Genomic DNA, 24,031 nt, shown 5'->3' on the forward strand with positions numbered 1-24,031 from the left:
ATGAATCAGATATTCTCCCCGATGGGAATCCCTCGCGATTCCATCAGGTCAGATTATGCTCTAGATGCTTGTTGTGCGCAATTCCGGCAGCGCCCGGTCTGGCTTCAACTCGCACCGGTCAGTGATCGACTTTGCGGATGTTGCGCCCGGCCGTGGGTGCAAGGCTCTCGGCGCCGGGCACTGAAGCCGGCGCGCCTTGAAGAACCCAGTCCGCCGCGACCTGCCCGATCACCGGCGCCAGCTGGATGCCATAGCCGCCGGCGCCGGCGGCGGTGACCAATGCCGGTTCCGACGCATCGATCGGTCCGACAAGCGGTCGATGATCGGCCGTGACAGGATAAAGGCCGGCCCAGCCACGGCCAAGCCGCGCGCCCGGCAGATCGGGCACCCGTTCCAGCAGCAGTTCGGCCAGCTGGACCTTCGATTGCTCCTCGCACTGATCGTTGTAATTGTCCGGATCCTCGGGAGCGACGGACGTCACCTTGTGGATCTCGGCAATCAACTCGCCTGGCTTGTCGTGGCGGAAGTTAAGGCCGCTGCCCTCGCCGTCCACGAGGTCCATGACCATCGGCATCGTATAGTCGAGCGGCCTGTCCAGATAGATGACGACCGCCTCATGTCGCTCAGGCCATATGTGCAGGCGCTGGCCGAAGAGTTCGGCGACCCCCGGCGCCCAGGCGCCGCCTGCGTTGACCACGGCATCGCATTCGAGCGGATCGCCATTGGTCTCCAGCCTGTAGCCGCCCGGCCGCCTTCCCACCCCAAGCACCTTGCGGTACTGGCGGATGTCGCCGCCCTTTTCACGCACGATCCGCGCCACGAAATTGCACATGTCATATGGATCGAGAAAGCCGTTGTCGGGTCCGAACAAACCCCCTTCCAGCCCGTCGGGACTGAGATGGGGAACAAGGTCCCTGAGTTCATTCGCATGGATCAGGCGCGACTTCAGGCCGGCCCCGCCCTGAATCTCGACTGATTTCGCGAACAGCTCCATCTGCGCGGGCGTGCGCGCGAGCCGAAGATAGCCGATGTGGTTGAATTGAAGCCCCTGCCCCTCCCATTGGCGAAACCGGCGGAACGAATGAACGCGAAGCATGATCTCGAACGGATCGGTAAATTGCGACCCGACAACCCCGACCGACCTGCCGCTCGAGCCCGAAGCGATCGACTGCGCTTCCAGCACCGTCACGCGCGCGCCCTGTTCGAGGAGGTTGAGCGCCGTGCATAGGCCGAGCGTGCCCGCACCGATCACCGCGACATGAGGGGAAGCTGTCATATAGGGTCACCTGCTTTCAGGCATGATCCGAGAAGTGGGAACCGGTTTTCTCGGACTAACGGTTTCCGTTTGTCCAGAGATCATGCTTCGACAAAGGGATAGGGAGGTGAATCGACGGCACGTCATCCTGATCCTCGATGCGCGGCGATCTCGCCCAGGGTCTCGTCGATTGCATGCAGAATGCTGCGCGCGTCCGCTAGTGTCATTGGCGTCGAGAGCGCGAACAGGCCGTAGCTGGCGGACAGGACCCCGCGGCCGAGCAAGCCCTTGTGGAACGTATCGAACCTCCTGTGCTCGGCCTGCCCCGGATAGACGGATCTATAGTCCGTAACCGGATGCGAGGTGAAATGAACCTTGAACAGCGAACCGAGGCCCACGCATTGGCCGGCAAGGCCATGCCTGTCGAACGAGGCGGAGATCCCTTCGCGCAGGAATGCGCCCAGCGTATCGAGATGGGCAAAGCTCTCCTTCGTCAGCGCCCGCATCGAGGCGAGCCCGGCCCGCATGGTCACCGGATTGGCGGTGAACGTGCCGCCATGGGGAAGGGCGGGCTTGCCCCTGGTCGGATCGAACACCGCCATTACATCGGCGCGCCCGCCAACCGCGCCCACAGGGAAGCCGCCGCCGATGATCTTTCCGAGCGCGGTCAGGTCGGGCTGGATGCCCCACAACCCCTGCGCGCCCGACCAGCCGAGGCGAAACGAGATGACTTCGTCGAAGATGACCAGGGTCCCGGCCGCGCGGGCGATCTCGACCATTGCGCGCAGATAGTCCTGGCGTGCAGGGATCAGGCCGGCACGATTGGGCATCGGATCGATCAGCACGCCTGCTATGCTGTCGCTCTGAGCGGCGAAGACGGCGAGTAGCGCCTCGATATCGTTGAAGGGCACGGCAATCACATCGTCCAGCACCCCGCGCGGCGTTCCCTTTGCGTAAGGCGTCGATCTTGGCATGTCGCCCCAATTGGCCGGGGAACTGTCCAGGCTCACCTCGGCGAAATCATAAGACCCGTGGTAGGCGCCTTCGATCTTGACGATCTTCGGCCGCCCGGTGAAGGCGCGCGCGGCCTTGATGGCCATCATCACCGCCTCCGTGCCGGAGTTGGTGAAGCGGATCCGGTCGACCGAGGGCAGCCGGTGGACGAGAAGCTCGGCAAGCTCGATCTCGCTGAGCGTCGGGGCGCCGAAGGCCGTGCCGAACGGCAGTTGCTCGACCACGGCGGCAGCGACATCGGGATGCGTGTAGCCATGGATCATCGCGGTGAAATTGTTGATGCAGTCATAGTAGACGTTGCCGTCGACATCCCAGACCCTGCACCCCTCGCCTCGCGCGGCATAAATCGGAAACGGATCGAGAAAGACAGTGGTGCGCGTATTGCCGCCCGGCATCACTTTCTTGGCGCGCTCGAAGAGGCTCTTTGATCCAGGCATGGCGTCGGGATAATGCGGCATGGCTCTCGCTGGCGAATTTGACCGTCAAGGCAGCGGCGGCACCACCGCTCGTCGCAATGCTATGGCCAGCTTCCGCACCGACGCAATCGGCCAGGCGGGGTATGCGACACGACCAAGGCCGTCGCCTACCATTATCCTCCCGCCGCCACTGCCCGGTTCGGATGCCTGAGGTGGGTTGGCGTGATGCCGGTCTGCTGGCGGAACACACGGCTGAAATGGCCGGCATTGGTGAAGCCGCAGCGGTAGGCGATATCGCCGATCTGCAAGTCGCTGCCTTCCAGCAGCGACTTCGCATGATGCACCCTGAGCGCCAGATATGCCGCCATCGGGCCGATGCCCAGTTCCAACCCGAAGAGCCGTTCGAGCTGGCGCCGCGAGCAGTTCAGGCGGCTTGCGATCTCGGCCACCGACAGCGTCTCCTGCAGGTTGCTCTCCATCAACAGCAAGGCCCGCTTCACCGCCCGGCTCGACGCCGCCGGAAACAGGTCGCCGACGGGCTGCACGTCGCGGCTGCTCCTGATCCGGTCGAGCACCAGGATCTTGGCGGCCTTCTCCGCCGCCTTCTGGCCGATGAACTGGGACACGAAATGGCCCGCGAGGTCGGCGGCACCCGTGCCGCCCGCGCATGTCGCGCGGCCCCGTTCGACGGTAAAAAGGCTGTCGGCATGGGCGTTGACCTCCGGGAACCGGCTGCGGAAATCCTTGATGTGGAACCAGCTGACGGCGGCGCTGTAGCCATCGAGCAATCCATAGCGCGCCAGCACGAAGCTTCCCGTGCAGAGCGCCGTCAGCGGCACGCCCTTGCCGGCGGCACGCAAAAGGAACGCCTCCTTCTCGGAACTCAGGCTGCGGTTTGTGTCGAGCAGGCCGCCGACCACGACCACGTTGTCGAAATCCTCGGGGTTGCCGATCCCCCCGGTCGGCAGCAATTCGACGCCGCAACTTGCCCGGATCGGCAGGCCGCGTTCGCCGACGATCTCCCAGTCGAACTCTATCCTGCGGCTGCGGTCGCCCTCATCGCCCGCCAGCCGCAGCGTGTCGATGAACAGCGACAGCGGCGACAGCGTGAAGTCGCGAACGAGGAGAAACGCAAAACGCCTGGCCATTATTGTTCAAAACCGTACTCGTGCACTCTGTTGCGCATCAGTCGCCACCCCCTTATACAGCCCGTGTCGGAAAAGGCAGAGTTGGTTTGGTAAGCCCAACTCCTTTCGCCAGCGAATTCCTTTCGCCGGGAAAGTTCTGGTCTTTGGCTTCGTGCACGAGATCCCCGCGACGAACATCGGACGCTGCTCAAGCGCCCAATCGTTCGTCCGTGTGGGTCTCAACGCGAGGAACGCTCCGGTCGAACATCGACCAAGGAGTAGTTCATGCACAACCCCAATTCATATGATGTCGTGATTGCCGGTGCCGGCCCCGTCGGCCTGTTTCTCGCCTGTGAGCTGCGCTTGGCGGGCCTCGCCGTGCTGGTGCTGGAGCAGGCCGAGCATCCCAGCTCGCCTCTCAAGCGGCTGCCCTTCGGCATGCGCGGTCTTTCAGCGCCTACCATCGAAGCTTTTCACCGTCGCGGCCTGCTCGGCGACATCGCCGCGCCGCAACAGGCGGGCAGCGGCGTTGCGGATGCCGCGCACTGGATGCAGCAGGCGCGCCGGCCCGGCGGCCATTTCGCCGGCATCCAGTTCTACCTCGACACCGTCGATAGCTCGAAATGGCCTTATCGGCTGCCGGACGCGGCCGGCACCCACATGGCGTCCGACATGGAGGCCATCGAAACCCTTCTGGCCGCGCGGGCTAGCGCGATCGGCGCCGAGATCAGGCGCGGCCTCCGCGTCGAGGACGTCAAGCAGTCGGATGACCACGTGACCATCCGCGCCGGCGGCGAGACGTTTCGCGCGCGCTGGCTCGTCGCCTGCGATGGCGGCCGCAGCGCGGTTCGCAAGGCCGGCGGCTTCGAATTCGCCGGCACCGATCCCGAATTCACCGGCTATTCCGTCGAGGTCGAGTTGGCCGATCCCGACAAACTTCAAGTGGGCCGCCGCTACACGGCGACGGGCATGTATACTTACGCGCGGCCGGGCACGATCGCGATGGTCGAGTTCGACGGCGGCGCTTTCCATCGCACCCGGCCGGTCACACCAGAGCACGTGCAGGCGGTGTTGCGCCGCGTTTCAGGCACGGATGTCACCCTGACGGAACTCCGGCTTGCCACCACCTGGACGGACCGCGCCCACCAGGCGACGGCCTACCGCAGGGGCCGCGTGCTGCTCGCCGGTGATGCCGCGCACATCCATTCCCCGCTCGGCGGCCAGGGGCTCAACCTTGGACTTGGCGACGCGATGAACCTTGGCTGGAAGCTTGCCGCGACCATCCGCGGCGACGCGCCGGCGGGCCTGCTCGACAGCTATTTCGACGAGCGGCACCCCGTCGGCGCGCAGGTTCTCGACTGGTCGCGCGCCCAGGTCGCGTTGATGCGGCCGAGCCGCGGTTCGCGCGCACTCGAAGCCATCATTCGCGACCTCATCGGCACGCGCGACGGCGCGACATACTTCGCCGGGCGCGTCTGGGGCGTGTCCCTGCGCTACGAACTCGGCAGCGCCCATCCCCTGGTCGGCCGTAGCGCGCCCGACTTCGAACTGGCCGACGGGACAAGGCTCGGCGAGCTTCTGAGGTCCGGGCGCGGCTTCCTTCTGGACTTCGACGGCCATGCCCCGCTTCAGGCGCTTGCCAGCCGCTGGAAGAACCGGATTAGCTATGTCGTCGGCAATGCCGGGGAGCGGCTGGGCTTGACTGCCCTGCTCGTGCGCCCCGATGGCTTCGTCGCCTGGGCCACCGACGTTGATCCAGACCTCGAGGGAGTTGCCAAGGCCGCGGCGCGGTGGTTTGGCGAACCCGAATGAAGCGTGTCCATCGGGCAGCGAATCAAAGTGCCCCGCCTATGAAACCGAACACCCGCCAGGTCCCCTGCTAGGGGGAACTGATCGAGCCTGATTTCGGTTGTCTGTTGTGCGAACGATCGTTGCACGGCAGGCACCTGACGAGCGAAGATGAGACATGAAACCTGCAGCCAAGCAGCGCGGTTCCCTGCGGAAGTTCCTAGGTGGCATCGCAGCGGCGATCGCGACCACCCCTGATCGGACGGCCGAGCAAGGCGCGAGCGCCGCGTCAATGGTTGCCGAATGGCCGCTGCCGCCATCGGCGACGCTTGGCTCCTCCTTGCGCCTGAAAGGGATCGAACGCGAAGTACGAGCCAGGCTGCCCTGGACAGCGAGGAAATTTGCCAAGGCCGAGACCGGCCGCATCGTCTTGCGCATGCCGCAAGCCGACGCGGATGCGTTCCGGGCCGCCTCGGCGACCATCTCCAGGACGCTGGAAGGGATCGAAGCGCTGGCCGTGCTTCCGCGAGAAGCGGAGGACATTCTTACCATCTCGCCGCGCGAGCGGCACAAGTGGCTCAGGGATGGTCGCCTGAAAAGCATCGGCACGCGCACCGTGAAGATGCGCGGGCGATCCAAGGCCGTGACCTTCCATGTCTTCGATCCACGCCACATCGAGGACGCTCTTGATCGTGACTTGGCGACCGCCTGGCGGGAAGAGGACGCGCGGGAAACATCCGAAAACAGGCGGCGCGGAGCCGGCAAGGCCGCACTGACGCGAGCAGGCAAGCGGACGGGCAACGCCCGCAGGACCAGGAATTCGAGAAAAGACGATTCGCCAACGCTCGAGGGCTGGGACACGTTCGAGGCGGAGGGATTGCTGCGGTAAAAAGCAACAACTCCAGCAAAACGTGTAAAGATTTTCCGGCGAGGGATCGCGCTCGCGCCGCATTCCCGTCTATGGATACCTCGCCTTACCGGGGCCAGCAGCGCCGAGATCGCCCTGCAATTCCTTGGGCAGGGGAAGGCTCGAACATTGCAGATGGACGTCGCGGGCGAGCAGCTTTCGCTGCTTCTGCTCGTGCTCCTTGGTGGCCGCTATGATCCCCAAGCCATACGGGCCAAGTGCGACGAATTCCCAACCCGGATGCGTTTTTTCGCGGACCGCGTAGTCCGAGGCCGCCGCTCGAGCTTGCTGGCATTGCGGCGTTGCCCATTTCTGGTCCTGCTGCGAAAGCGAGGCTCCGTAGTCGACCGGAGAGGTCGCGCATCCGGTCATCGTCGCCGCCAATGCGGACATTGCAAGCCCCACGGCAATTTTCATCCAGAATCCCCTTGCCAACCACCGTGGAGACTACACGGACGCCGTCATCTCACAAGACGACCGTTGCGACCAGAGCCGGCCTCGTTTCGGGGCGGCCCGCCCATCGCCAGCATTTGGACCGCGGCTTGGAACCAATGATGGGCGAGACTGTTCAGTTGTAACTTGATACGACGCCGACATTCTTGCCGGCGGGCAAGGCGGCCATCTTCAGGAGTTCCCATCATGACCATTTCGTCCGGATTTCGTTCAATCGCCATTGCCGCGATCGCCGCTGCGGGCGTCAGCCTGGCCAGCGCCGCGCATGCCGACAGCGGTAAAATCCGCTTCTCCGTCTACAAGGCGGCCTTCTTTGTCGGCGGCTCAGGTGGCGAGGGCACGCTGACTTTCCATGGTCGCAAATACCCGATCTCGATCGGCGGCGTCTCGGGCGGCCTCGCCTTCGGGGTCTCCAAGACCTATTTCCAGGGCACCGTGCGCCACATCAAGCGCGTCCGGGACGTGACTGGCGTATACGGCGCCGCCGGCGGCGGCGGCACGCTCGGCAAAGGCGCCCAGGTGATCGTGATGACCAACGACAAGGGCGCCCAGCTTGAACTCACGGGCCGACAGGTGGGCCTGCAGGTCAACGCCGATCTGAGCGGGCTCGCCATCTCGCTGAGATAAGCCTCGTGGCATGAAGCGCGTCGCCATGACCGTGCGACGCGCTCCGGCACACATGTTGAACTGGAAATCAGCTCCTCAGCCCGGGTGCTTCCTGTCCAGTGCGCTCGACATATTCCGTATAGCCGCCACCATAGGTGTGGATGCCTTCCGGCGTCAGTTCGAGCACGCGGTTCGACAGCGCGGCCAGGAAATGCCGGTCGTGCGAGACGAACAGCATCGTGCCCTCATACTGCGACAACGCCTCGATCAGCATCTGCTTGGTTGTGATGTCCAGATGGTTGGTCGGTTCGTCCAGCACCAGAAGGTTGGGCGGATCGAACAGCATCAGCGCCATCACCAGCCTTGCCTTCTCGCCGCCTGACAGCACCCGGCATTTCTTCTCGATCTCGTCGCCGGAAAAGCCGAAACAGCCGGCAAGTGCCCGAAGCGGCGCCTGGCCGGCCTGCGGAAAATTATCCTCCAGCGTCTGGAACACGGTGCGCTCGCCTTCGAGCAACTCCATGGCGTGCTGGGCGAAATAGCCCATTTTCACACTCGGTCCCCGCGCCACCGTGCCGGTATCGGGATCGGAAGCGCCGGCCACCAGCTTCAGCAGCGTCGATTTCCCCGCGCCATTGACGCCCATGATGCACCAGCGCTCGCGGCGGCGGACCTGGAAGTCGAGCCCTTCGTAGATGGTGCGGCTTCCGTAGGCCTTGTGCACGTTCTTCAAGGTGACGACGTCCTCGCCGCAGCGCGGCGCCGGCTGGAACTCGAAATTCACCACCTGGCGGCGCTTTGGCGGCTCGACGCGGTCGATTTTGTCTAGCTTCTTCACCCGGCTCTGCACCTGCGCGGCATGCGAGGCACGCGCCTTGAAGCGCTCGATGAAGGCGATCTCCTTGGCCAGCATCGCCTGCTGACGCTCGAACTGCGCCTGCTGCTGCTTGTCGGCGATCGCCCGCTGCTGCTGGTAGAATTCGTAATTGCCGGAATAGGCGGTGAGCGATCCCGCATCGATCTCGACGATCTTGTTGACGATGCGGTTCATGAACTCGCGGTCGTGCGAGGTCATCAGCAGCGCGCCGTCATAGCCTTTCAGGAACTGCTCAAGCCAGATCAGGCTCTCAAGGTCGAGATGGTTCGACGGTTCGTCGAGCAGCATGGCGTCTGGCCGCATCAGCAGGATGCGGGCCAGCGCCACGCGCATCTTCCAGCCGCCCGAGAGCTTGCCGACATCGCCGTCCATCATCTCCTGGCTGAAGCCCAGACCATCAAGCACTTCGCGCGCGCGGCCGTCCAGCGCATAGCCGTCGAGTTCCTCGAAGCGATGCTGCGCCTCGCCATACTTTTCGATGATCTCATCCATCCGGTCGGCCTGGTCGGGGTCGGCCATCGCAGCCTCGAGTTGCGCCATTTCGGCCGCCACGTCGCTCACCGGCCCAGCACCGTTCATCACTTCCGCGACCGCGCTGTGGCCCGCCATGTCGCCGACATCCTGGCTGAAATAGCCGATGGTGACGCCACGATCGACCTGCACCTGGCCCTCGTCAGGCTGCTCCTGGCCCGTGATCATGCGAAACAAGGTCGTCTTGCCGGCGCCGTTCGGCCCGACGAGGCCGATCTTCTCGCCCTTCTGCAGCGTGGCCGACGCCTCGATGAAGACAAGCTGACGGCCGTTCTGCTTGCCGATGTTTTCAAGTCTGATCATGGTGGTCCGGGGGAGGCTCGAAGGAGATTGGAGGATTTGCCCGCGCCCTTACGCGAATGAAGATGCCAGGGGAAGAGGCAGAAGCGCCGCGGATGCCTTGGCGGAGCACGAGGCGCCGATCTCCTCGGCCGGGGGGATCGGCTGTTTGCATGGCTGCTCCTGCCTGCCGGCGCACGTAAAAATCGACGGCCGTCGAAATCCGCGATTGTCGAACGACTTCGGTTTGGCGGCCTTTACAGGCTGACCATCGACATCAACAGGACAGGACCATGGCAATGGCCAAGATGCTCGTGATCTACAAAACCCCGGCCGATCCGGCCGCGTTCGACCGGCACTATTTCGACGTTCATATACCGCTTGCCAAGAAGCTTCCCGGGCTGCGGCGCTACGATGTCAGCAGGCGACCCATCGTCAAGCTGTCGGCGGGCGAGATGCCTTATCTGGTGGGAACATTGTATTTCGACAGCCTCGACGACATCCGCACCGCCTTCGCCTCGGTAGTCGGCGTCGCCTGCGCCGCCGACCGGCGGATACTGGCTCCGGGCGACGACGATCTGACGATGCTGTTGTTCGACGCCGACGAGGTGTGATCCCGACCGCCAGAAACACTCCAGAAACAAGATTCAACATCCGGGAAAAACTGAGGAAAACATCGTCGGGCATAACATGCTCGTGGCAACCGGACAGCGGTCGCCACCAATGCAAGGGATGCTGCCCGCGATGCAACGACATTCGACCGGATGGATGAGTGCGCTCGCAGGCATTTCGCTGGCCATGCTCGCGGTCGCACAGTCGGGTGCGGAGGCGGCGGTCACCCGAAGCGAATATTGCAGCCGGCTCGGTCTTCAACTCGACGGCGCCATCCGGACCAAGGCCGAACCCGGTGCCAGTGCGAGCCAGATCGCGCAGGCAACGGCACTGCAGGACAAGGCGAACCGGTTCTGTGCCGAGAGCAAGCAGGCGCAAGGCATCCGGACCTACGCCAACGCCCTGAAGCTCCTCGGTGTGACACCGGTCGACCTCAACCAGTGACGAGCAATCATCCCCCTTGAAGACCTGTCACGAAAAAGGGCGGCTTTTTCCTGCGGGCAATTGCGCGAGCGGTCCGCCCCTCGCCCGCTCTCGTGCCGATAGCTTACTTCTCGCCCGGATGCTGGAAGCCCCCCTGCTTCCATCGGCCGCTTTCCATGGTCTGCAGCCGGGCCACGTGCTGGCGCGCTGCGTATGGAAGAGATGATGCACGGTTAGCCGGCGAGATTGATGGAAAAAACAACCAGTTGGCAGAACTTCCCGATTCAGATGCTGAACGCCGTTAGGCAATGCCAAGCGCCGCCGGAATTCCAATCCTCATCTTCGCCTCCTCTTCAACGACCGCCATCACCATGGCAGTCCCGCCGTCACCACGGCAATCTCTTGCCATCGCGAAAAAAGCCACCGGTCGGGCCGTCGTCCGGCAAGGTCGCGGCCCAGACGATGCCGGCCGCTCCTTGCGCGACCGGGCGTCCGCCCGGTCCGCCCATGTCGGTGGCGACCCAGCCAGGGCAGACGGCATTGACCAGTACGCCGGAGCCGCGCAGCTCCGCCGCCAGCACGCGCGTCAATGCGTTGAGCGTCGCCTTCGAGGTCGAATAGGCCGGCGCCCCCGGCCCCATCGAGGCCAGCGAACCGCCTTCGGACGACACATTGACCAGTCGGCCGTGGCCGCCCGCCCCGAGCAGCGGCGCGAAGGCGGCGGCCGCCCGCCAGGCGCCGAAGACGTTGGTCTCGAACGCCTCGCGGATGACGGTCCAGTCGGGCCGCGAGGCGCGCGAGCCGGTGTCGTAATGGACGGCGGCATTGTTGATCAGCACGTCGAGCCGGCCGAACCGCCGCTGGACCCCTTCGGCTGCCGTCCGAGCCGCGTCAGGCGCGGCGACATCGAGCGCGATGACCTCGACATGGCCATCGAGCGCCTTGGCCGCCGCCTCGCCTTTGGCGACATCGCGCACGCCGAGCAGTACGGTAAAGCCGAGCTTGGCTAATTGACGGCCGGTTTCCTGACCGATGCCGCGATTGGCGCCTGTGACGAGGGCGACTTTGCCGGAATGGATGCTCATCTGTCATGCCTTTGTGGATGTCGACCATCGAAGCGAAGATGGCACGGACGGAATTGATTTATTAGGCGGCGGAGACCACAGTCATTGTGCGATCGGTTGCATGAGTTGCGTGGGCAGGAATCGGGTGTCGGCAGGCGCCGCGCCATGCGATCGGTGATCCATCACGACGACCGGTCATGCTCACGCTTCACGATTATCCGCCATCGCGGAACGGCTGGAAAGTCCGGGTCCTGCTCGGATTGCTTGAGATTCCCCACGACAGCCACCCCGTCTCGATTTTCGAGGGCGAGAGCCATACGGACGCCTTCCAGGCGGGCTCAACCCGGCAGGCGCTGTTCCCGTACTTCAACTCCAAGACGGCAGCGCAATTGCCGAATCCAATGCGATCCTCACCTACCTCGCCGAAGGCACGCCCTTCCTGCCGCCGGACCGCTATCGGCGTGCCAAGGTCATGCAATGGCTGTTCTTCGAACAACACAATGTCGAGCCCATCATCGGCTCGCTGCGCTTCTGGACCTCGACCGGACGGCTTGAGCGCAACCAGGCCATGGTTGCCGGAAAACGCGAAGCCGGAGCCCGCACGCTCGCCACCCTGGACCGCAGCCTTGGCGAGACGCCGTTGATCGCCGGCAGCGACTTCACCATCGCCGACGTCGCCGTCTATGCCTACAGCCACCGCGCCGGCGATTGCGGCTTTTCGCTGCCTGACTATCCGGCGTTCGCCGCATGGACGGACCGCGTGCGCGATGCCATCGGACCCGGCTACCCCGTCCATCCCTACGGTATCGATCCGCATTCCGGAGCCTGAGCGCATGCGCCGACAGGCCCGGGCTACAGCGGATCATGGCTCCCCGCCAGAATCCGTCTCTGTTTACACCGCGGTGGAATAGGGATACTTTTTATCCTTAATAGGTCGGTCGGTACCGACCCCGGAACCCGTGGATGATCCTGAAAAGCCAAGTCGAATGGGCACTGCACTGCTGCGCCATTCTCGCCGGTCTGCCCGAGGGACGGTATCTCTCGACAAAAGCGCTTGCCGAGTTCCACGGCCTTCCCAAGGAATATCTCTCCAAGGCACTGCAAAGCCTGTCGCAGGCGGGACTGGTGCACACCACGCTGGGGCCGTCGGGTGGATACCGGTTGGCGCGGACGCCGGCAGAGCTGACCTTCCTCGACATCGTGGAGGCGGTTGAGGGCAAGGCGCGGACGTTTGTTTGCAACAATATCCGCGAGAACAATCCGTGTCGTCCCCAAGGCTATTGCGAAAGCAACCCTTGCCCGGTGGCGCGCATCATGTGGGAGGCCGATGAGGCCTGGCGCGCAAAATTGCGCGCCGTCAGGCTTTCCGACCTCACCGAAGCGTTGGCGCTCGACATCCCCGCAGAGCTTTGGAAAAACAGCTTCGAATGGGTGCTAGAGCGCGCCGGATGAACGTGGCCGCATGACCGTCGCGGGCGGCTGGTCTCCCGTCGCCGGCAATAGGACGGCGTAGCTCTGAGGCGACATCGCAAGGCGCAGACCATTCGTCTCGCAATGGCGGTGGATGAGGTCGATCACCTCATTCCTCGCCAGCAACCGGTCCCCTGGACCGGCCATGCAAAAGAGCAGGTCCATGCCGATCGCCACCGCGTCGATCTCCTTGAGCGCGACGAGCGGTGGCGGCTCCTTGACGATCCGTTTGCAGCTCTGGAGGACCGCGAACATCGCCTCTTGGATGACGTGCGGCGCGTGCGTGGCCGCGATCCGAATGGTCAGGGTCATCTGCTGCGTCGCGTCGGGACGGCTGAGATTGGTCAGGCTGAGCTTCGCCAAGACGCTGTTGGGAAGGACGACGATATTATGCGCACCGGTAAGCAGATGCGTGGAGCGCCAGGTTGTTTCAACGACACGTCCTTCCGTGCCGTCGCTCAGCATGATCCAGTCGCCGAGCGTGTAGGGTCGGCCCAGCGTCAGCGCGATGCCGGAGAAGACGTCACCAAGCGTGTTCTGCAGCGCAAGTCCGACCATGATCGCGACCACGCCTGACGTTGCCGCCAGCGTTCCGATGGGAGCACCGAAGACGAAGCCCGTTATCGACAGCGCCACGCCGAGATAGATCGCGGCGACCACCAGGTCCTGGAGCAGGCGCGCTTCTCGCGGCCTGTGCTCCAGAACGACGTAGAGGCGCACGAAGCCGACGAGCGTCCAGGCAAGATGCGTCCACCAGAGGATCCGCGCGGACTTCGCCAGATACGCGCCCGTTCCCTGGAGGTCCGCCTGGTCGACCCAATGCGGCAGGATGCCGCCGAAGCCGAGCACGGCCGTCATGACGGCGAAGAACAGGATCTGGACGATCAGGCGTGCCATGGGACGCCCACGGCCCTGGAAATACCAGACGACGATGCCGGCAAGCCCGAGAAGGTTGATCAAGACCAGAGCCAGGAAATGATGATCGCCGAACATGGGCTCACCGACAGTATTGGCTGGCGGCAGGGCCGGACGCGAGGAAGGGCGACCGGCCTTGCGCCCCTATTTCTTGGCCGGATAGGTTAATTCCTTCTGGGCGCTATCGACCACGAACACCGCCAGCAGCTTCGCGGGCTTCGTCTCGCTGCCGTTTTCGCTCACGCTGTGGCGATCACCCGGCATCTCCGAAAAGCTCTCACCGGCTTTGTAGACCTTGACCGGGTCGTCGTTGACCTGGCTGCGGATGGAGCCTTCCAGAACGGTGGCATAGATGAAGGCGGAGCTTGGATGCGTATGCGCCTCCGAGTAGCCGCCGGGGCCATATTCGACGAGGATGCCCTTGATGCTTTTGCCCGGGGCATTCGGCAGTTCATGCTCATAGACGAGGGTGACCTTGGCGGCCTTCTCGCCGGCGTGATGGGCCTCCTTGGCTCCAACCTGGCCGGCCAGTGCCGCTGTCAGGGCGAGCGCGATGGCGATTGACTTGATCATTCGAAAACTCCTTTGTGTGTTGAGCTACGGCGCATCCCCTGGCGGTCATTTCCGCGCCGCGGTGGCGAACCATTGTTCGAAGGTGATGCGGCCAAGGCGCGGATTGTTGTCGGAGACGAGCGAAGTGTCGTTCAGCCTCGCGCCGAAGTAGAGCGCCTCCGGATCAGCCACGACCTCGCGGGGATCGCCGACAGCCTTGAGGTAGCGGGCGACGAGTTCGCTCATCCGCGCACGCTCCGGACCGGAAATCTCGATCATGCCGTTGATCGGCGCGCCGAGCGCGATCTCGGCCATCACATCGGCGACGTCGTCCGATGCGATGGGCTGCACATAGGCCGGGGACAGGTGCACGGCCTCGCCGACCGTGCCGGACTTGGCGATGCTGGCCAGGAATTCCATGAACTGCGTCGAATGAACGATGGTGTAGGGGATGCCGGAGGCCTTGATAAGCTCTTCCTGGACGAGCTTGGCACGAAAATAGCCGCAGTCCTGCAGGCGTTCGGTTCCGACAACCGAGAGTGCGATGTGGTGCCTGACCCCGGCAATTTTGCCCGCGGCGAGCAGGTTGCGGCCTGAAGTGGTGAAGAAATCCATGGCGGGCTGGTCCTCGAACGAAGGTGAATTGGCGAGGTCGATGACGACCTCGGCGCCAGCGAGCGCCGCCTCCAGGCCTTCGCCCGTGATGGTGTTGACGCCGGTATTCGGGGCGGCGGCAACCACCTCACAGCCCTGCTTGCGCAGCCGTTCGACCGTCTTGGAGCCGATAAGCCCGGTGCCCCCGATGATGACGATTTTCATGATAGTCTCCGTTCGCGGTCGCGCCGCGTCGTTGATGGTTTCGTTGAGGGAGAGGTCAGTTCAGGCCGGCCTTGTCGAGGCCGTAGAGCTTGTCCGCGGAGCCGGGCACGGCCTTGAAGGCGACGCTGACACGGTTCCAGGCGTTGATGGCCATGATCGAGAAGGTGAGGTCGGAGATTTCCTTCTCCGAAAGCTGCCCGCGCACGCGTTCATAGAGCTCGTCCGGGATACCGCCTTCGGGGAGTTTGGTGACGGCTTCGGTCCAGGCAAGGGCGGCACGTTCGCGGGGAATGAAAAGGATCGATTCGCGCCAGACGGGGAGATGGTACAGCCGCAACTCGCTCTCACCGTGGATCTTTGCTTCCTTGACGTGCATGTCGAGGCAGAAGGCGCAGCCATTGATCTGGGATGCCCTGACGTGGACCAGATCGCGGAGCTTCTCTTCGATCGCGCCATGTGTCTCGGCCATGCTGAAATCGAGGAGCTTCTTGAAGAGTTCAGGCGATTGCTGGGCGGCGTTCAGGCGCTGCGTCATGGCTTTTCCTTTATGGATATCTAACGTCATTAAGGACATTTAATATCCATAATGACTGGACAGTAAAGCGCCACCCGCTTAGGATGCGGACATAAGGCTTATGTCGAAAAGTATGAGGGCGAGGATGGACGTCGTATCAGCGTTGCGAACGTTCCTGCGGGTGGCGCAGACAAAATCCTTCTCAGCGGCCGCCATCGACCTCAATCTGACGCAGCCGGCTGTATCCCGCCAGGTCTCCGCGCTGGAATCGCATCTCAAGACGCGCCTCCTGCACCGCACGACGAGCGCGCTCGCTTTGACGGCGGAGGGTGAACGGATGCTGCCGATGGCGCTGCGCGTCATCGAAGCGGTCGAAGCGCTCGGCGAGGCCACCGGCGCCGAAGCGGCAGCCATATCCGGAAAGGTGAGGCTCAGCCTGCCGACGCCCCTCGGCGTCTTCCTCAGCGACCGTATGGGAGAGCTGTTGGAGCGCCATCCGGCACTTCAGGTCGAGTTGCTCCTTCGGGATGAACCGTCGGACGTGGTCGCGAATGCGATCGATCTCGAGGTACGCCTCGGGCCGGTCTGTGACAGCAGCCTGATCTGCCGCCGGATCGGCTGGACAACTGCCTTTCTCGTGGCCTCCCCAGCCTATCTCGAGGGACGCAGCACACCGCGGACGCCGCAAGACATCAAGGATCACTCCTGCATTTGCTACAGCCGTGGCGGCGACGGCCGGTCATGGTCGTTCTCCAGTGGAGCAGAGGAAGTCGTTCTGCGGATTGAGCCCCGCCTCGTCGCCAACAATTCGATGGCCGTCCATCGCGCGACCCTGGCGGGAGCCGGGCTTGCGGTGCTTTCCCACATCCTCGCCGGATCGGACATCGAAGCGGGGAGTCTGGTCAAGCTGATGCCGGATTTTCCGCCGACGCGCCTGCCGATCAATGTCGTCTACCCGTCCCGCCGGAATATCCCGCTGCGTGTGACAACGGTCCTCGACTTTCTTGTCCAGGCCGTCCGCGGCGATGTCTTGATGGCTTCGTCGGCGCCCGCGCGTACAATTCCCGAACCCTTGACCCACATTCCCGCGTCTTAAGGCTCCTATTTCTTTCCCTGCGGATAGATCGTCTCGCCGCGCTTCAGCATCGCCACGAAGGTTTCGATCTTCTTCTTGCGCCCGGCTTCGGTCTTCATGTTGTGGGTGCGGAAGGCGAGCGAGAAGCGGTTCTGCGCGCTGAGCTTTTCCAGCATCGCCTTGGCAGCCGGCTCGGCATCGATCGCCGCTTGCAGATCATCGGGGATTTTCATTTCCTTGCCGCTGCCATAGGCACGTGCCCAGCGCCCGTCGGCCTTGGCCGCCTCGACCTGTTTCAACCCGTGCTCGGTCATGCGGCCCTCCTCGATGAGCCGCGCGACATTGTCGATGTTGATCTTGCTCCAGATGCTTTTTTTGCCGCGCGGCGTGTAGCGCTGCAGGAAACTGTTCTCGTCCAGTCCCTTGCGCACGGCGTCGATCCAGCCGAAGCACAGCGCGACGTCGATGGCTTCCTTCGGTGTGATCGACTTCAGTCCCGACCCCACCTTGTGGACCTTGATCCACACTTCGGTTTCCGTGGCGTGGTGCTGGCCGAGCCAGGCGTAGAAGCTCGCCGCATCGGGGAATTCCCGGACCTTGTCGGGGTCGACCTTGACCGGCGCCATCAGCCGGCATGTCCGTTCAGGATTGTCGTCATCGGTATTACCTTCATCATCGTGCGATTGCCGCCATCATGGCATGACCCATTGTCAGTTTTCGTCAGCAATGGAGCACGCGGTCAGGAAGCACCGGAACGTGCCATCCAGCACCGCGTTGCGGCAAGAGCGCACCGTTCGATGGAGGTTTCCTGATGGCAATCGAAACCATTTTCGCCCATGTCAGTTGCTCCGACCTCGAGGCCAGCATCGGCTGGTACGGAAAACTCTTCGGCAAGCCGCCGCTGCGCCGGCCGATGCCGAGGCTGGCCGAATGGCAATTCACCGACAGTGCCGAAGTGCAGCTGTTCGAGGACAAGGAGAAAGCCGGCACCTCGACACTGACGCTCGGCGTGCTGCCGCTGGCGCCCGAGAGACAGCGGCTTGCCGATGCCGGTCTCGAACCCGGCCCGATCGAGGAGGCCGACCATTTCTGGATCATGCGCATGCGCGATCCCGACGGGAACCTGGTGGTGTTCGCGAGCGCGGAACGCGAATAGGAGCGCCGAACTGCCCGCGCAGGACGGCATTTCCCTCCTGCGCCCCAGGACGGGGAGATAGGCCGCCTAGGCCGGCGGCGGGACTGCCGGCGTCAGCCCATGGCGGCGCATGATCTCCATCATCCCGGCTTTGTCGGGCGGACCGCCGGCGGCGGCGTGGAACATGGCGAAAATCTCGCGAAAATAGTCCGGGCCGATCGCCGCCGGGGTGACAACGCACAACACCTTCGCCCCTTGGCTGCCATTGTTGTCGAACCGGTGGACGGCACCGCGCGGAATACACAGCGCGTCTCCCGGTCCGACCTCGATCGGCTTGCCGTCGACGGTCCAGGTCAGCACCCCGTCAACACCATAGATCGTCTCCTCGTAGTGATCATGGCTGTGCGCCGGCGCCAGCAGGCGCAGTCCGCTGGCTACCTTCAACTCGAAGGCGGCGACGCTGCCATTCGAACCGTCGCCCGTCACCAGGAAGCGAATCGCTAGCCCCTTGTCACCATCGCCAATCGTTTCGTCGGCTGGATTGACCTGAAGCTGCATGGCTGACATTGCGCAAATCCTCCCGGTAAATTACATTTACTAGCTATCAGTAAACTCAATTTACCGGATCGTCAATGGCCACCTCCAACGAAGTTCTGCGGACCAAGACCGAGGACCTTTTGATCGGCGCCCTGCTGCGCGTGCCAGCCCAGGCCATCCAGCGCCGGCTGATCAGGGAGCTCAACGCCGCCGGCTTCGACGAACTGCGTCTGCCGCATATGGCCGTGCTGCAGTTTCCCGGCCCGGACGGCGCGCGGCCCGGAACGATCGCCGAGCGTGCCGGCATGAGCAAGCAGGCCATCAACCAGTTGCTCACCAGTCTGGAAGGGTACGGTTATCTCGTCCGCTCCGACGGCGAAGGCGGCGCGCGCGTAGTGCGGTCCACCGAGCGCGGCCACGCCGCTTTCTGGAAAATGGTCGACATATTGCGCGACATCGAGGAGGACTGGCGCACCGAACTTGGGCCGAAGCGCTTCGCCGAACTTAAGGTGCTCTTGTTCGCGGTCTGGGATAGCCCGCTCGCCCGTTGAGCAAGCTCCGGCTATCGAGGCAATCGGGTTTCCAAACCGCACCGCGCCGGGACCAATCGGCATCTCCGATAGCACCATCGGTTTCTTCCGTTTCCCCTCACCGCATCGAGCTGTCAATTCCCTGCCCTTGTCCAACCAAACGAAGGCAGAGCGGAAATGAGCATTTCGAACCAGAAAATCCTGATCGTCGGCGGCGGGTCCGGCATGGGCCTCGCGCTTGCAAGGCGCTGCCTCGCAGCCGGGGCCGAAGTTATCATCGCCGGGCGCGGCGAGGACAGGCTGCGGCAAGCGCGTGAGGCGCTGGGTAATCCCCCAGGGCTGGGGCTGGCCACTGTCGACATCACCCGGGAAGACCAGGTCGGGGCGTTGTTCGCCGGGATCGGCGGCCTCGACCATATCGTCAGCACCGCCGCCGACATCGAAGGCGCCTACCGGCTGCTGCCGGAGCTCGATCTCGAGGCGGCGCAACGCGTGGTCGACAGCAAGCTCTTCGGCCCGCTGCTGCTTGCCAAGCATGGTGCGCCACGGCTGGCAGTGGCTGGCTCGATGACCTTCGTCTCCGGCATCGCCGCCTACCGGCCGGCCGCGCGCGGCTCGGTCGTCGCCGCCGTCAATGCCGCGCTCGAAGGGCTGGTGCGGGCGTTGGCGATAGAACTCGCGCCGCTCCGCGTCAACGCGGTGTCGCCCGGCTGGGTCGATACCGAGATTTGGGCGCAGGTTGCCGGCAAGAGGAAGGCAGAGACGCTTGCGGCCATGGCCGAGCGGCTGCCCGTCGGCAGGATCGGCCAGCCCGAGGACATCGCCGACGCGATTGCCTTCCTCATCGGCAATGGCTTTACCACCGGCACGACGCTCCACGTCGAGGGCGGACATCGTCTCGTCTAAAACAGACGGCTCTGCGAAATGCTTTCAAAGCAAGACCTTGGAGCGGCTTGAGGATTCAGCGTCTGAACTGGCTTTCGAGGATGCCGGCGCCTGCATGTCGCGCGCGGCGGTGAGCAGTCGGCGCAATGCCGGCGGCTGGACGCGCCGGCGCCGCCAGATCATCATCAGCGGCGCCGCCTGTTTCGGGCCGGGCCAAGGCAGTTCGATCAGCTCACGACGCTTGAGCGCGTCGCTGACGGCCAGACGTGGAACGAGCCCCAGCCCCGCGCCGGCCGCCACCAGCCGGGCAATGGCACCGATGCTGCCGACTTCCGCGGCAAGTTCAGGCGCACCAGTGCCCGCCTCGGCAAAGGCGGTGTCGAACATGTGCCGGTAGATGCACCCAGGCTCCGTCGTCACAAAGCGCAGCGCCGCAAGGGCGGCCAGGTCGCACGGAGCCAGCTTCTGCCCCGGCGCGGTGACCAGCACCAACGGTTCGGCCAAAATCGTGCGCCTGGCGAAGCGCTGATCAGCGCCGCCGTCGGATATGTCGCGGCGCTCGAAACAGAAGGCGACATCGATGTCGCCCTCCTCCAGCAGGCGCAGCAGCGTGCCGCTATCAGTGACTTTAATCCGCACGGCGATATCAGGATAACTGGCCTGGAACCCCGGCAGCCAGGGCGCCAGCCGGGCCGAGGCGATCGTCTCAAGGGCGCCGATGGTCAGCGCTCCGCTGGTCCGTCCCGCCACCGCGAGCACCGCCGCCCGCGCTTCGGCATCGAGCCGCAGCAGTTCCTCGGCGATGGGCTTCAACGCCAGTCCCGCCGGGGTCAGTTCCAGGCCCGACTTCGCGCGCGTGAACAAGACAGCGCCAAGCTCGGCCTCCAGCGTCTGGATCTGGTCGCTCACACTCGACTGGGCGAGATGAACCGTCTCGGCGGCGCGCGTGACGGTGCGGCAGCGCGCCACCGCGAGGAAGGTCTTGAGCAGTCTTGGATGCATCACCTGGCCGAAATCGCCCGGCCTACTGCAGTTGTGGCTTTTTCAGGAAACTGCCGCGGTCGGCGGATTTCACGCGCAGCCACGTTTCGCGGCCGTCGCGCACCACCCGCATCGGGATCTCGGCACCGGCCGAACCGCTTTCCCACAGCTTGCGATAGAAGTCGGCGAGCCCGTCGACCGCGCCGTCGCGAACCTCGGAGATGACATCGCCTTCGCGCAGGCCGGCCTTGGCGGCCGGGCCGCCCTCGGTCACGCTCATCACCACCACCTTGCCGTCGCTTTCGGCCGACAGCGCCCCGAGCCACGGGCGCGGCGGCTTGGCCACCTGGCCACGCGTCAGCAAATCGTCGAGGATCGGCGGCAACAGGTCGATCGGCACCACCATGTTGATATCGGCCACCTCGCCGGCGCGGCTCATCTGCAGGCGCAGCGAACCGATGCCGAGCAGTGCGCCCTCGGCGCTGAACAAGGGCGCGCCGCCCCAGGACGGATGCGCCGGCGCGATGAAAATCGCCTCGTCGAGCAGATACTCCCAATAGCCGGCGAATTCCTGCTTGGTGACGATCTTGGCCTCGACTGCCCGGCCGATACCGTCGGCAAGCACCACCGCGTCGCCGATCCTGGCCTTGCCGGCATCGCCCAGCGCCACGGCCGGCAGGCCGGTCGGCGCCAGCGCCTGGACGAGGCCAAAGCCCGATTCCTGGTCGTAGGCCAGCGCATGCGCGGGAATGACACGGCCGTCATGCGAGGTCAGCCAGACCTCTTCCGCCTCGGTGATGAGATAGCCGATGGTCAGCACCAGCCCGTCATCGCGGATGACGACGCCGCTGCCCTCCCTGAGCGTGCCGAGGGCCCCGGCCGTGAAGGCATCCTCCGGAACGGTCGCCCGCACGGCAACCACGGAGCGCGGATTGGGATTGATGGTCATGATTTTGTCCTGCGATGCGAATGCCTGGCGGCTTGCTGTATAGGTATGCCACGCGGGAGAAGGCGCAAGGGGTGTGAACGGTGGCCATGGACCACGAAGCCAATCACTTGGCCTTTCGAGGTTCGAACGCCCGGCAGGACAATGCGGCGGCCCAAGATTAACATAGTTCAACACAAGTTGAACTTCCCCCTCCACGGCCCTACCTATAAGCGCCTATCCATCCTTCCCACGACAAGAGGCCGTGCAATGACCGAATATACCCCGCCGAAAGTATGGACCTGGAACAAGGCCAATGGCGGCAGCTTTGCCAACATCAACCGGCCGATCGCCGGTTCGACGCATGACAAGGACCTGCCTGTCGGCAAGCACCCGCTGCAGCTTTATTCGCTGGCGACGCCGAACGGCGTCAAGGTGACGGTGATGCTGGAGGAGCTTCTGGCGCTTGGCCACAAGGGCGCCGAATACGACGCCTGGCTGATCCGGATCAACGATGGCGACCAGTTCGGCAGCGGCTTTGTCGAGGTCAATCCCAATTCCAAGATCCCCGCCCTGATGGATCGCAGCGGCAAGACCCCGCTGCGCGTCTTCGAATCCGGCTCGATCCTGGTCTATCTTGCCGAAAAATTCGGTGAATTCCTGCCCACCGAACAGCCGGCCCGGGCGGAAGTGCTGTCCTGGCTGTTCTGGCAGATGGGTTCTGCGCCCTATCTCGGCGGCGGGTTTGGCCATTTCTACGCCTATGCGCCGGAGAAGTTCGAATACGCCATCGACCGCTTCTCGATGGAGGTGAAGCGGCAGATGGACGTACTCGACCGCCGGCTAGCCGAGGTCGAGTATCTCGGTGGCAAGGATTATTCGGTCGCCGACATGGCGGTCTGGCCCTGGTATGGCGGGCTGGCGCTCGGCCGGATGTACAATGATTCCGCCGAATTCCTGTCGGTTCAGGATTACAAGCACGTTCAGCGCTGGGCAAAGGCGATCGACGAACGGCCCGCTGTCCAGCGTGGCCGCATGGTCAACCGCGCCTTTGGCGAGCCGTCCATGCAGTTGCACGAACGCCATGACGCAAGCGACTTCGACACCAGGACGCAGGACAAGCTGGCCGCCGAGTAAATTCTCTAGAACTGGCGGGCGGCAAAATAAAAGCCCATCACCGGATCAAATCGGTGATGGGCTTTTTGCTTGATGCACGAGACGGATCAGTGAAGAACTTCCACGATCTGACGGGTGTCCGGGTCGACCAGCACTGTCTGATCGTTGATCACCGCAACGCGATACTTGACATTGGGGACTTCGCGCAGTTCGACCTTGTCCGGCACTGACGAGCCGAGCTTGAGCTCGACGCCCAGAAGGTTCACCGACGCCAGCGGCTCCTTCTTGACGTATTCGCGAACCACCGTCTCCTGTTCCGGCTGGACCACGATCGTGTCCGCCAGGGCCGCTCCGACTCCGCCCAGCAGGACGACGGCAGCCGCGACGCTCGTAAGATAATGTTTCATAATAACCTCCATGATTGGATATGTTCGCTCCGCCTCAGGGAAAACTCTCACGTAACTGGGAGGTTCCGTCCCTGCTTGTGAAATAAATGTGGCGCGCATCCAGAAACATGCCACATTTCGTTTTGCGTACTGGTAAGGATAAGCACTGGTATGCTTTGCTTTTCGGAAGAAACTTCTTCTAATTTGCGGGAATAGCAAAGCATCGCGCTTTGCAGCGCAAGCAATGTCGCGTCTTTCTCGGATTACCCGCTCCTTAGCAACAACTAACGTATAGCGAGGAGTGTCGTTCCAAATGCTCTCCCGGCATCCAAAAAAGGCCCGCCCTGCCGGGAGCAGAACGGGCCTTCAACGGACCGGTGGAGGTGGCGCCTCGCCGATCGCGACAGGAAAAACGCACGCATCGCAGCTTCGTTCCACCATGCGCCGTCGCGATTTGGCGGAAGGTCCGCAACGCTCGATAGGCTGGCAGGAGCGGGAGCTCTTCGTTAGAATCGGACGCCGTCCCGATGGAGCGGCGGCACCGGGTTGACTGCATCCGGGCTCATCGCGGCGTCTTGGGCGCGCCTGTGGATCAGCCCCAGGACGAGCACGAAGTAGCCGACCTGCAGGACGATCAGGACCACCGCTGTCCAGGCAAGTGCCACCCAGAACGAACCGGTAGCAATATAGGTCCACACCGCGACAAGGATCGTGGTCGCCGACATCCCGACGAGAAATTGCCCAAAATACATCGACCTTCAAGATCGCCGGACCGGTTCCGGTCTCGGCGACTCCTGCCCCTCTTCACACCCGCGTGCAGGCTTTCATTATTTTAGCGA

27 protein-coding genes and 1 pseudogene are annotated in these 24,031 nt (G+C 63.8%); 12 read left to right on the forward strand and 16 right to left on the reverse strand.

All coding sequences use genetic code 11. The features are described 5' to 3' along the window. Positions 1-118: 118 nt before the first annotated feature. The 3 genes from ACVWWD_RS26680 to ACVWWD_RS26690 form a co-directional block, all read right to left on the reverse strand. Entirely contained in the window at positions 119-1,276 is a 1,158-nt protein-coding gene (locus ACVWWD_RS26680; protein WP_352549943.1) for an NAD(P)/FAD-dependent oxidoreductase, read from the reverse strand. A gap of 122 nt (positions 1,277-1,398) precedes the next feature. Beyond that, the gene (locus ACVWWD_RS26685; protein WP_352549944.1) at positions 1,399-2,727 is read right to left on the reverse strand and encodes an aspartate aminotransferase family protein; all 1,329 of its coding nucleotides are present in this window, start codon (positions 2,725-2,727) and stop codon (positions 1,399-1,401) included. A gap of 131 nt (positions 2,728-2,858) precedes the next feature. Next, a complete protein-coding gene (locus ACVWWD_RS26690; RefSeq protein ID WP_352549945.1) occupies positions 2,859-3,833 on the reverse strand; it encodes a GlxA family transcriptional regulator in 975 nt (324 codons plus the stop codon). A 264-nt stretch (positions 3,834-4,097) separates the two neighbouring features. Between ACVWWD_RS26690 and ACVWWD_RS26695 the strand changes: the two genes are divergently transcribed. Both ACVWWD_RS26695 and ACVWWD_RS26700 read left to right on the forward strand, forming a co-directional pair. Further along, complete coding sequence (locus ACVWWD_RS26695) at positions 4,098-5,624, forward strand: FAD-dependent monooxygenase (RefSeq protein ID WP_457103504.1); 1,527 nt, start codon at positions 4,098-4,100, stop codon at positions 5,622-5,624. A gap of 154 nt (positions 5,625-5,778) precedes the next feature. Further along, complete coding sequence (locus ACVWWD_RS26700; RefSeq protein ID WP_352549946.1) at positions 5,779-6,489, forward strand: hypothetical protein; 711 nt, start codon at positions 5,779-5,781, stop codon at positions 6,487-6,489. A gap of 69 nt (positions 6,490-6,558) precedes the next feature. Here ACVWWD_RS26700 and ACVWWD_RS26705 read toward each other — a convergent pair whose 3' ends face one another. After that, positions 6,559-6,924: a hypothetical protein gene (locus ACVWWD_RS26705; RefSeq protein WP_031248614.1), complete on the reverse strand. Its 366-nt coding sequence runs from the start codon at positions 6,922-6,924 to the stop codon at positions 6,559-6,561. A gap of 222 nt (positions 6,925-7,146) precedes the next feature. On the opposite strand from ACVWWD_RS26705, the gene ACVWWD_RS26710 reads away from it, so the two are divergent. Continuing rightward, the gene (locus ACVWWD_RS26710; protein ID WP_140663452.1) at positions 7,147-7,587 is read left to right on the forward strand and encodes a lipid-binding SYLF domain-containing protein; all 441 of its coding nucleotides are present in this window, start codon (positions 7,147-7,149) and stop codon (positions 7,585-7,587) included. A gap of 67 nt (positions 7,588-7,654) precedes the next feature. On the opposite strand, the gene ACVWWD_RS26715 is transcribed toward ACVWWD_RS26710, so the two are convergent. Next, complete coding sequence (locus tag ACVWWD_RS26715; RefSeq protein ID WP_352549948.1) at positions 7,655-9,277, reverse strand: ABC-F family ATP-binding cassette domain-containing protein; 1,623 nt, start codon at positions 9,275-9,277, stop codon at positions 7,655-7,657. Between the two features lie 275 nt (positions 9,278-9,552). Between ACVWWD_RS26715 and ACVWWD_RS26720 the strand changes: the two genes are divergently transcribed. Continuing rightward, positions 9,553-9,867: an EthD family reductase gene (locus ACVWWD_RS26720; protein ID WP_031252287.1), complete on the forward strand. Its 315-nt coding sequence runs from the start codon at positions 9,553-9,555 to the stop codon at positions 9,865-9,867. 154 nt (positions 9,868-10,021) lie between these two features. Then, positions 10,022-10,309, forward strand: a complete 288-nt coding sequence (locus tag ACVWWD_RS26725) for a hypothetical protein (RefSeq protein ID WP_023775079.1) — start codon at positions 10,022-10,024, stop codon at positions 10,307-10,309. Between the two features lie 365 nt (positions 10,310-10,674). Here ACVWWD_RS26725 and ACVWWD_RS26730 read toward each other — a convergent pair whose 3' ends face one another. Next, complete coding sequence (locus ACVWWD_RS26730) at positions 10,675-11,373, reverse strand: SDR family NAD(P)-dependent oxidoreductase (RefSeq protein WP_023795606.1); 699 nt, start codon at positions 11,371-11,373, stop codon at positions 10,675-10,677. Positions 11,374-11,549: 176 nt separating this feature from the next. Here ACVWWD_RS26730 and ACVWWD_RS26735 point away from each other — a divergent pair. Beyond that, positions 11,550-12,181, forward strand: a pseudogene (locus tag ACVWWD_RS26735) (glutathione S-transferase family protein). A gap of 134 nt (positions 12,182-12,315) precedes the next feature. After that, positions 12,316-12,804, forward strand: coding sequence for an RrF2 family transcriptional regulator (locus ACVWWD_RS26740; protein WP_015316869.1), 489 nt, complete (start codon positions 12,316-12,318; stop codon positions 12,802-12,804). On the opposite strand, the gene ACVWWD_RS26745 is transcribed toward ACVWWD_RS26740, so the two are convergent. The 4 genes from ACVWWD_RS26745 to ACVWWD_RS26760 all read right to left on the reverse strand — a co-directional run bounded on the left by ACVWWD_RS26745 (position 12,787) and on the right by ACVWWD_RS26760 (position 15,643). Continuing rightward, on the reverse strand, positions 12,787-13,815 hold the full coding sequence (locus ACVWWD_RS26745; protein ID WP_352549949.1) for a mechanosensitive ion channel family protein: 1,029 nt from the start codon (positions 13,813-13,815) through the stop codon (positions 12,787-12,789). The two genes, ACVWWD_RS26740 and ACVWWD_RS26745, sit on opposite strands and share 18 nt — an antisense overlap. Positions 13,816-13,881: 66 nt before the next feature. Next, positions 13,882-14,310, reverse strand: a complete 429-nt coding sequence (locus ACVWWD_RS26750) for a cupin domain-containing protein (protein WP_352549950.1) — start codon at positions 14,308-14,310, stop codon at positions 13,882-13,884. A 45-nt stretch (positions 14,311-14,355) separates the two neighbouring features. Beyond that, the gene (locus tag ACVWWD_RS26755; RefSeq protein WP_352549951.1) at positions 14,356-15,108 is read right to left on the reverse strand and encodes an SDR family oxidoreductase; all 753 of its coding nucleotides are present in this window, start codon (positions 15,106-15,108) and stop codon (positions 14,356-14,358) included. A gap of 55 nt (positions 15,109-15,163) precedes the next feature. Continuing rightward, complete coding sequence (locus tag ACVWWD_RS26760; protein WP_023775072.1) at positions 15,164-15,643, reverse strand: carboxymuconolactone decarboxylase family protein; 480 nt, start codon at positions 15,641-15,643, stop codon at positions 15,164-15,166. Between the two features lie 124 nt (positions 15,644-15,767). Here ACVWWD_RS26760 and ACVWWD_RS26765 point away from each other — a divergent pair, with 124 nt between their 5' ends. Then, complete coding sequence (locus tag ACVWWD_RS26765; protein WP_352549952.1) at positions 15,768-16,718, forward strand: LysR family transcriptional regulator; 951 nt, start codon at positions 15,768-15,770, stop codon at positions 16,716-16,718. Between the two features lie 5 nt (positions 16,719-16,723). On the opposite strand, the gene ACVWWD_RS26770 is transcribed toward ACVWWD_RS26765, so the two are convergent. After that, positions 16,724-17,323 (reverse strand): YdeI/OmpD-associated family protein, encoded by a 600-nt coding sequence (locus ACVWWD_RS26770; protein ID WP_352549953.1) that lies wholly within the window; start codon positions 17,321-17,323, stop codon positions 16,724-16,726. 185 nt (positions 17,324-17,508) lie between these two features. On the opposite strand from ACVWWD_RS26770, the gene ACVWWD_RS26775 reads away from it, so the two are divergent. Beyond that, a complete protein-coding gene (locus ACVWWD_RS26775) occupies positions 17,509-17,853 on the forward strand; it encodes a VOC family protein (RefSeq protein ID WP_023784375.1) in 345 nt (114 codons plus the stop codon). Positions 17,854-17,919: 66 nt separating this feature from the next. Here the strand turns inward: ACVWWD_RS26775 and ACVWWD_RS26780 are convergent, their stop codons facing one another. Further along, positions 17,920-18,399, reverse strand: coding sequence for a cupin domain-containing protein (locus tag ACVWWD_RS26780; RefSeq protein ID WP_023784374.1), 480 nt, complete (start codon positions 18,397-18,399; stop codon positions 17,920-17,922). 65 nt (positions 18,400-18,464) lie between these two features. Here ACVWWD_RS26780 and ACVWWD_RS26785 point away from each other — a divergent pair, with 65 nt between their 5' ends. Continuing rightward, complete coding sequence (locus tag ACVWWD_RS26785; RefSeq protein ID WP_352549954.1) at positions 18,465-18,920, forward strand: MarR family winged helix-turn-helix transcriptional regulator; 456 nt, start codon at positions 18,465-18,467, stop codon at positions 18,918-18,920. 156 nt (positions 18,921-19,076) lie between these two features. Continuing rightward, entirely contained in the window at positions 19,077-19,805 is a 729-nt protein-coding gene (locus tag ACVWWD_RS26790; RefSeq protein ID WP_352549955.1) for an SDR family oxidoreductase, read from the forward strand. A 24-nt stretch (positions 19,806-19,829) separates the two neighbouring features. Here the strand turns inward: ACVWWD_RS26790 and ACVWWD_RS26795 are convergent, their stop codons facing one another. Both ACVWWD_RS26795 and ACVWWD_RS26800 read right to left on the reverse strand, forming a co-directional pair. Beyond that, positions 19,830-20,786 carry a LysR family transcriptional regulator gene (locus ACVWWD_RS26795; protein ID WP_023775065.1) on the reverse strand — a complete coding sequence of 319 codons (957 nt, stop codon included), beginning with the start codon at positions 20,784-20,786 and terminating at the stop codon, positions 19,830-19,832. Positions 20,787-20,808: 22 nt separating this feature from the next. Further along, positions 20,809-21,714, reverse strand: a complete 906-nt coding sequence (locus ACVWWD_RS26800; protein ID WP_023775064.1) for a S1C family serine protease — start codon at positions 21,712-21,714, stop codon at positions 20,809-20,811. Positions 21,715-21,960: 246 nt separating this feature from the next. Between ACVWWD_RS26800 and yghU the strand changes: the two genes are divergently transcribed. Continuing rightward, positions 21,961-22,827 (forward strand): glutathione-dependent disulfide-bond oxidoreductase, encoded by an 867-nt coding sequence (gene yghU, locus ACVWWD_RS26805; RefSeq protein ID WP_023784370.1) that lies wholly within the window; start codon positions 21,961-21,963, stop codon positions 22,825-22,827. Between the two features lie 86 nt (positions 22,828-22,913). On the opposite strand, the gene ACVWWD_RS26810 is transcribed toward yghU, so the two are convergent. Both ACVWWD_RS26810 and ACVWWD_RS26815 read right to left on the reverse strand, forming a co-directional pair. After that, on the reverse strand, positions 22,914-23,213 hold the full coding sequence (locus tag ACVWWD_RS26810) for a DUF1236 domain-containing protein (protein ID WP_352549957.1): 300 nt from the start codon (positions 23,211-23,213) through the stop codon (positions 22,914-22,916). Positions 23,214-23,698: 485 nt separating this feature from the next. Then, positions 23,699-23,944 carry an exopolysaccharide production repressor protein gene (locus ACVWWD_RS26815; RefSeq protein ID WP_023784368.1) on the reverse strand — a complete coding sequence of 82 codons (246 nt, stop codon included), beginning with the start codon at positions 23,942-23,944 and terminating at the stop codon, positions 23,699-23,701. Positions 23,945-24,031 lie beyond the last annotated feature (87 nt).

The sequence above is a fragment of the Mesorhizobium sp. URHB0026 genome (genome assembly GCF_054059755.1).

Excerpts from the sequence above, each read along its gene's own strand:
- ACVWWD_RS26710 (WP_140663452.1), top strand. The coding sequence starts at position 7,147 with ATGACCATTTCGTCCGGATTTCGTTCAATCGCCATTGCCGCGATCGCC.
- ACVWWD_RS26785 (WP_352549954.1), top strand. The coding sequence starts at position 18,465 with ATGGCCACCTCCAACGAAGTTCTGCGGACCAAGACCGAGGACCTTTTG.
- ACVWWD_RS26720 (WP_031252287.1), top strand. The coding sequence starts at position 9,553 with ATGGCCAAGATGCTCGTGATCTACAAAACCCCGGCCGATCCGGCCGCG.
- ACVWWD_RS26765 (WP_352549952.1), top strand. The coding sequence starts at position 15,768 with ATGGACGTCGTATCAGCGTTGCGAACGTTCCTGCGGGTGGCGCAGACA.
- ACVWWD_RS26795 (WP_023775065.1), bottom strand. The coding sequence starts at position 20,786 with ATGCATCCAAGACTGCTCAAGACCTTCCTCGCGGTGGCGCGCTGCCGC.
- ACVWWD_RS26695 (WP_457103504.1), top strand. The coding sequence starts at position 4,098 with ATGCACAACCCCAATTCATATGATGTCGTGATTGCCGGTGCCGGCCCC.
- ACVWWD_RS26700 (WP_352549946.1), top strand. The coding sequence starts at position 5,779 with ATGAAACCTGCAGCCAAGCAGCGCGGTTCCCTGCGGAAGTTCCTAGGT.
- ACVWWD_RS26705 (WP_031248614.1), bottom strand. The coding sequence starts at position 6,924 with ATGAAAATTGCCGTGGGGCTTGCAATGTCCGCATTGGCGGCGACGATG.
- ACVWWD_RS26760 (WP_023775072.1), bottom strand. The coding sequence starts at position 15,643 with ATGACGCAGCGCCTGAACGCCGCCCAGCAATCGCCTGAACTCTTCAAG.
- ACVWWD_RS26790 (WP_352549955.1), top strand. The coding sequence starts at position 19,077 with ATGAGCATTTCGAACCAGAAAATCCTGATCGTCGGCGGCGGGTCCGGC.
- ACVWWD_RS26750 (WP_352549950.1), bottom strand. The coding sequence starts at position 14,310 with ATGATCAAGTCAATCGCCATCGCGCTCGCCCTGACAGCGGCACTGGCC.
- ACVWWD_RS26755 (WP_352549951.1), bottom strand. The coding sequence starts at position 15,108 with ATGAAAATCGTCATCATCGGGGGCACCGGGCTTATCGGCTCCAAGACG.
- ACVWWD_RS26810 (WP_352549957.1), bottom strand. The coding sequence starts at position 23,213 with ATGAAACATTATCTTACGAGCGTCGCGGCTGCCGTCGTCCTGCTGGGC.
- ACVWWD_RS26770 (WP_352549953.1), bottom strand. The coding sequence starts at position 17,323 with ATGGCGCCGGTCAAGGTCGACCCCGACAAGGTCCGGGAATTCCCCGAT.
- ACVWWD_RS26815 (WP_023784368.1), bottom strand. The coding sequence starts at position 23,944 with ATGTATTTTGGGCAATTTCTCGTCGGGATGTCGGCGACCACGATCCTT.
- ACVWWD_RS26780 (WP_023784374.1), bottom strand. The coding sequence starts at position 18,399 with ATGTCAGCCATGCAGCTTCAGGTCAATCCAGCCGACGAAACGATTGGC.
- ACVWWD_RS26680 (WP_352549943.1), bottom strand. The coding sequence starts at position 1,276 with ATGACAGCTTCCCCTCATGTCGCGGTGATCGGTGCGGGCACGCTCGGC.
- ACVWWD_RS26725 (WP_023775079.1), top strand. The coding sequence starts at position 10,022 with ATGAGTGCGCTCGCAGGCATTTCGCTGGCCATGCTCGCGGTCGCACAG.
- ACVWWD_RS26740 (WP_015316869.1), top strand. The coding sequence starts at position 12,316 with ATGATCCTGAAAAGCCAAGTCGAATGGGCACTGCACTGCTGCGCCATT.
- ACVWWD_RS26745 (WP_352549949.1), bottom strand. The coding sequence starts at position 13,815 with ATGTTCGGCGATCATCATTTCCTGGCTCTGGTCTTGATCAACCTTCTC.
- ACVWWD_RS26730 (WP_023795606.1), bottom strand. The coding sequence starts at position 11,373 with ATGAGCATCCATTCCGGCAAAGTCGCCCTCGTCACAGGCGCCAATCGC.
- yghU (WP_023784370.1), top strand. The coding sequence starts at position 21,961 with ATGACCGAATATACCCCGCCGAAAGTATGGACCTGGAACAAGGCCAAT.
- ACVWWD_RS26775 (WP_023784375.1), top strand. The coding sequence starts at position 17,509 with ATGGCAATCGAAACCATTTTCGCCCATGTCAGTTGCTCCGACCTCGAG.
- ACVWWD_RS26715 (WP_352549948.1), bottom strand. The coding sequence starts at position 9,277 with ATGATCAGACTTGAAAACATCGGCAAGCAGAACGGCCGTCAGCTTGTC.
- ACVWWD_RS26685 (WP_352549944.1), bottom strand. The coding sequence starts at position 2,727 with ATGCCGCATTATCCCGACGCCATGCCTGGATCAAAGAGCCTCTTCGAG.
- ACVWWD_RS26690 (WP_352549945.1), bottom strand. The coding sequence starts at position 3,833 with ATGGCCAGGCGTTTTGCGTTTCTCCTCGTTCGCGACTTCACGCTGTCG.
- ACVWWD_RS26800 (WP_023775064.1), bottom strand. The coding sequence starts at position 21,714 with ATGACCATCAATCCCAATCCGCGCTCCGTGGTTGCCGTGCGGGCGACC.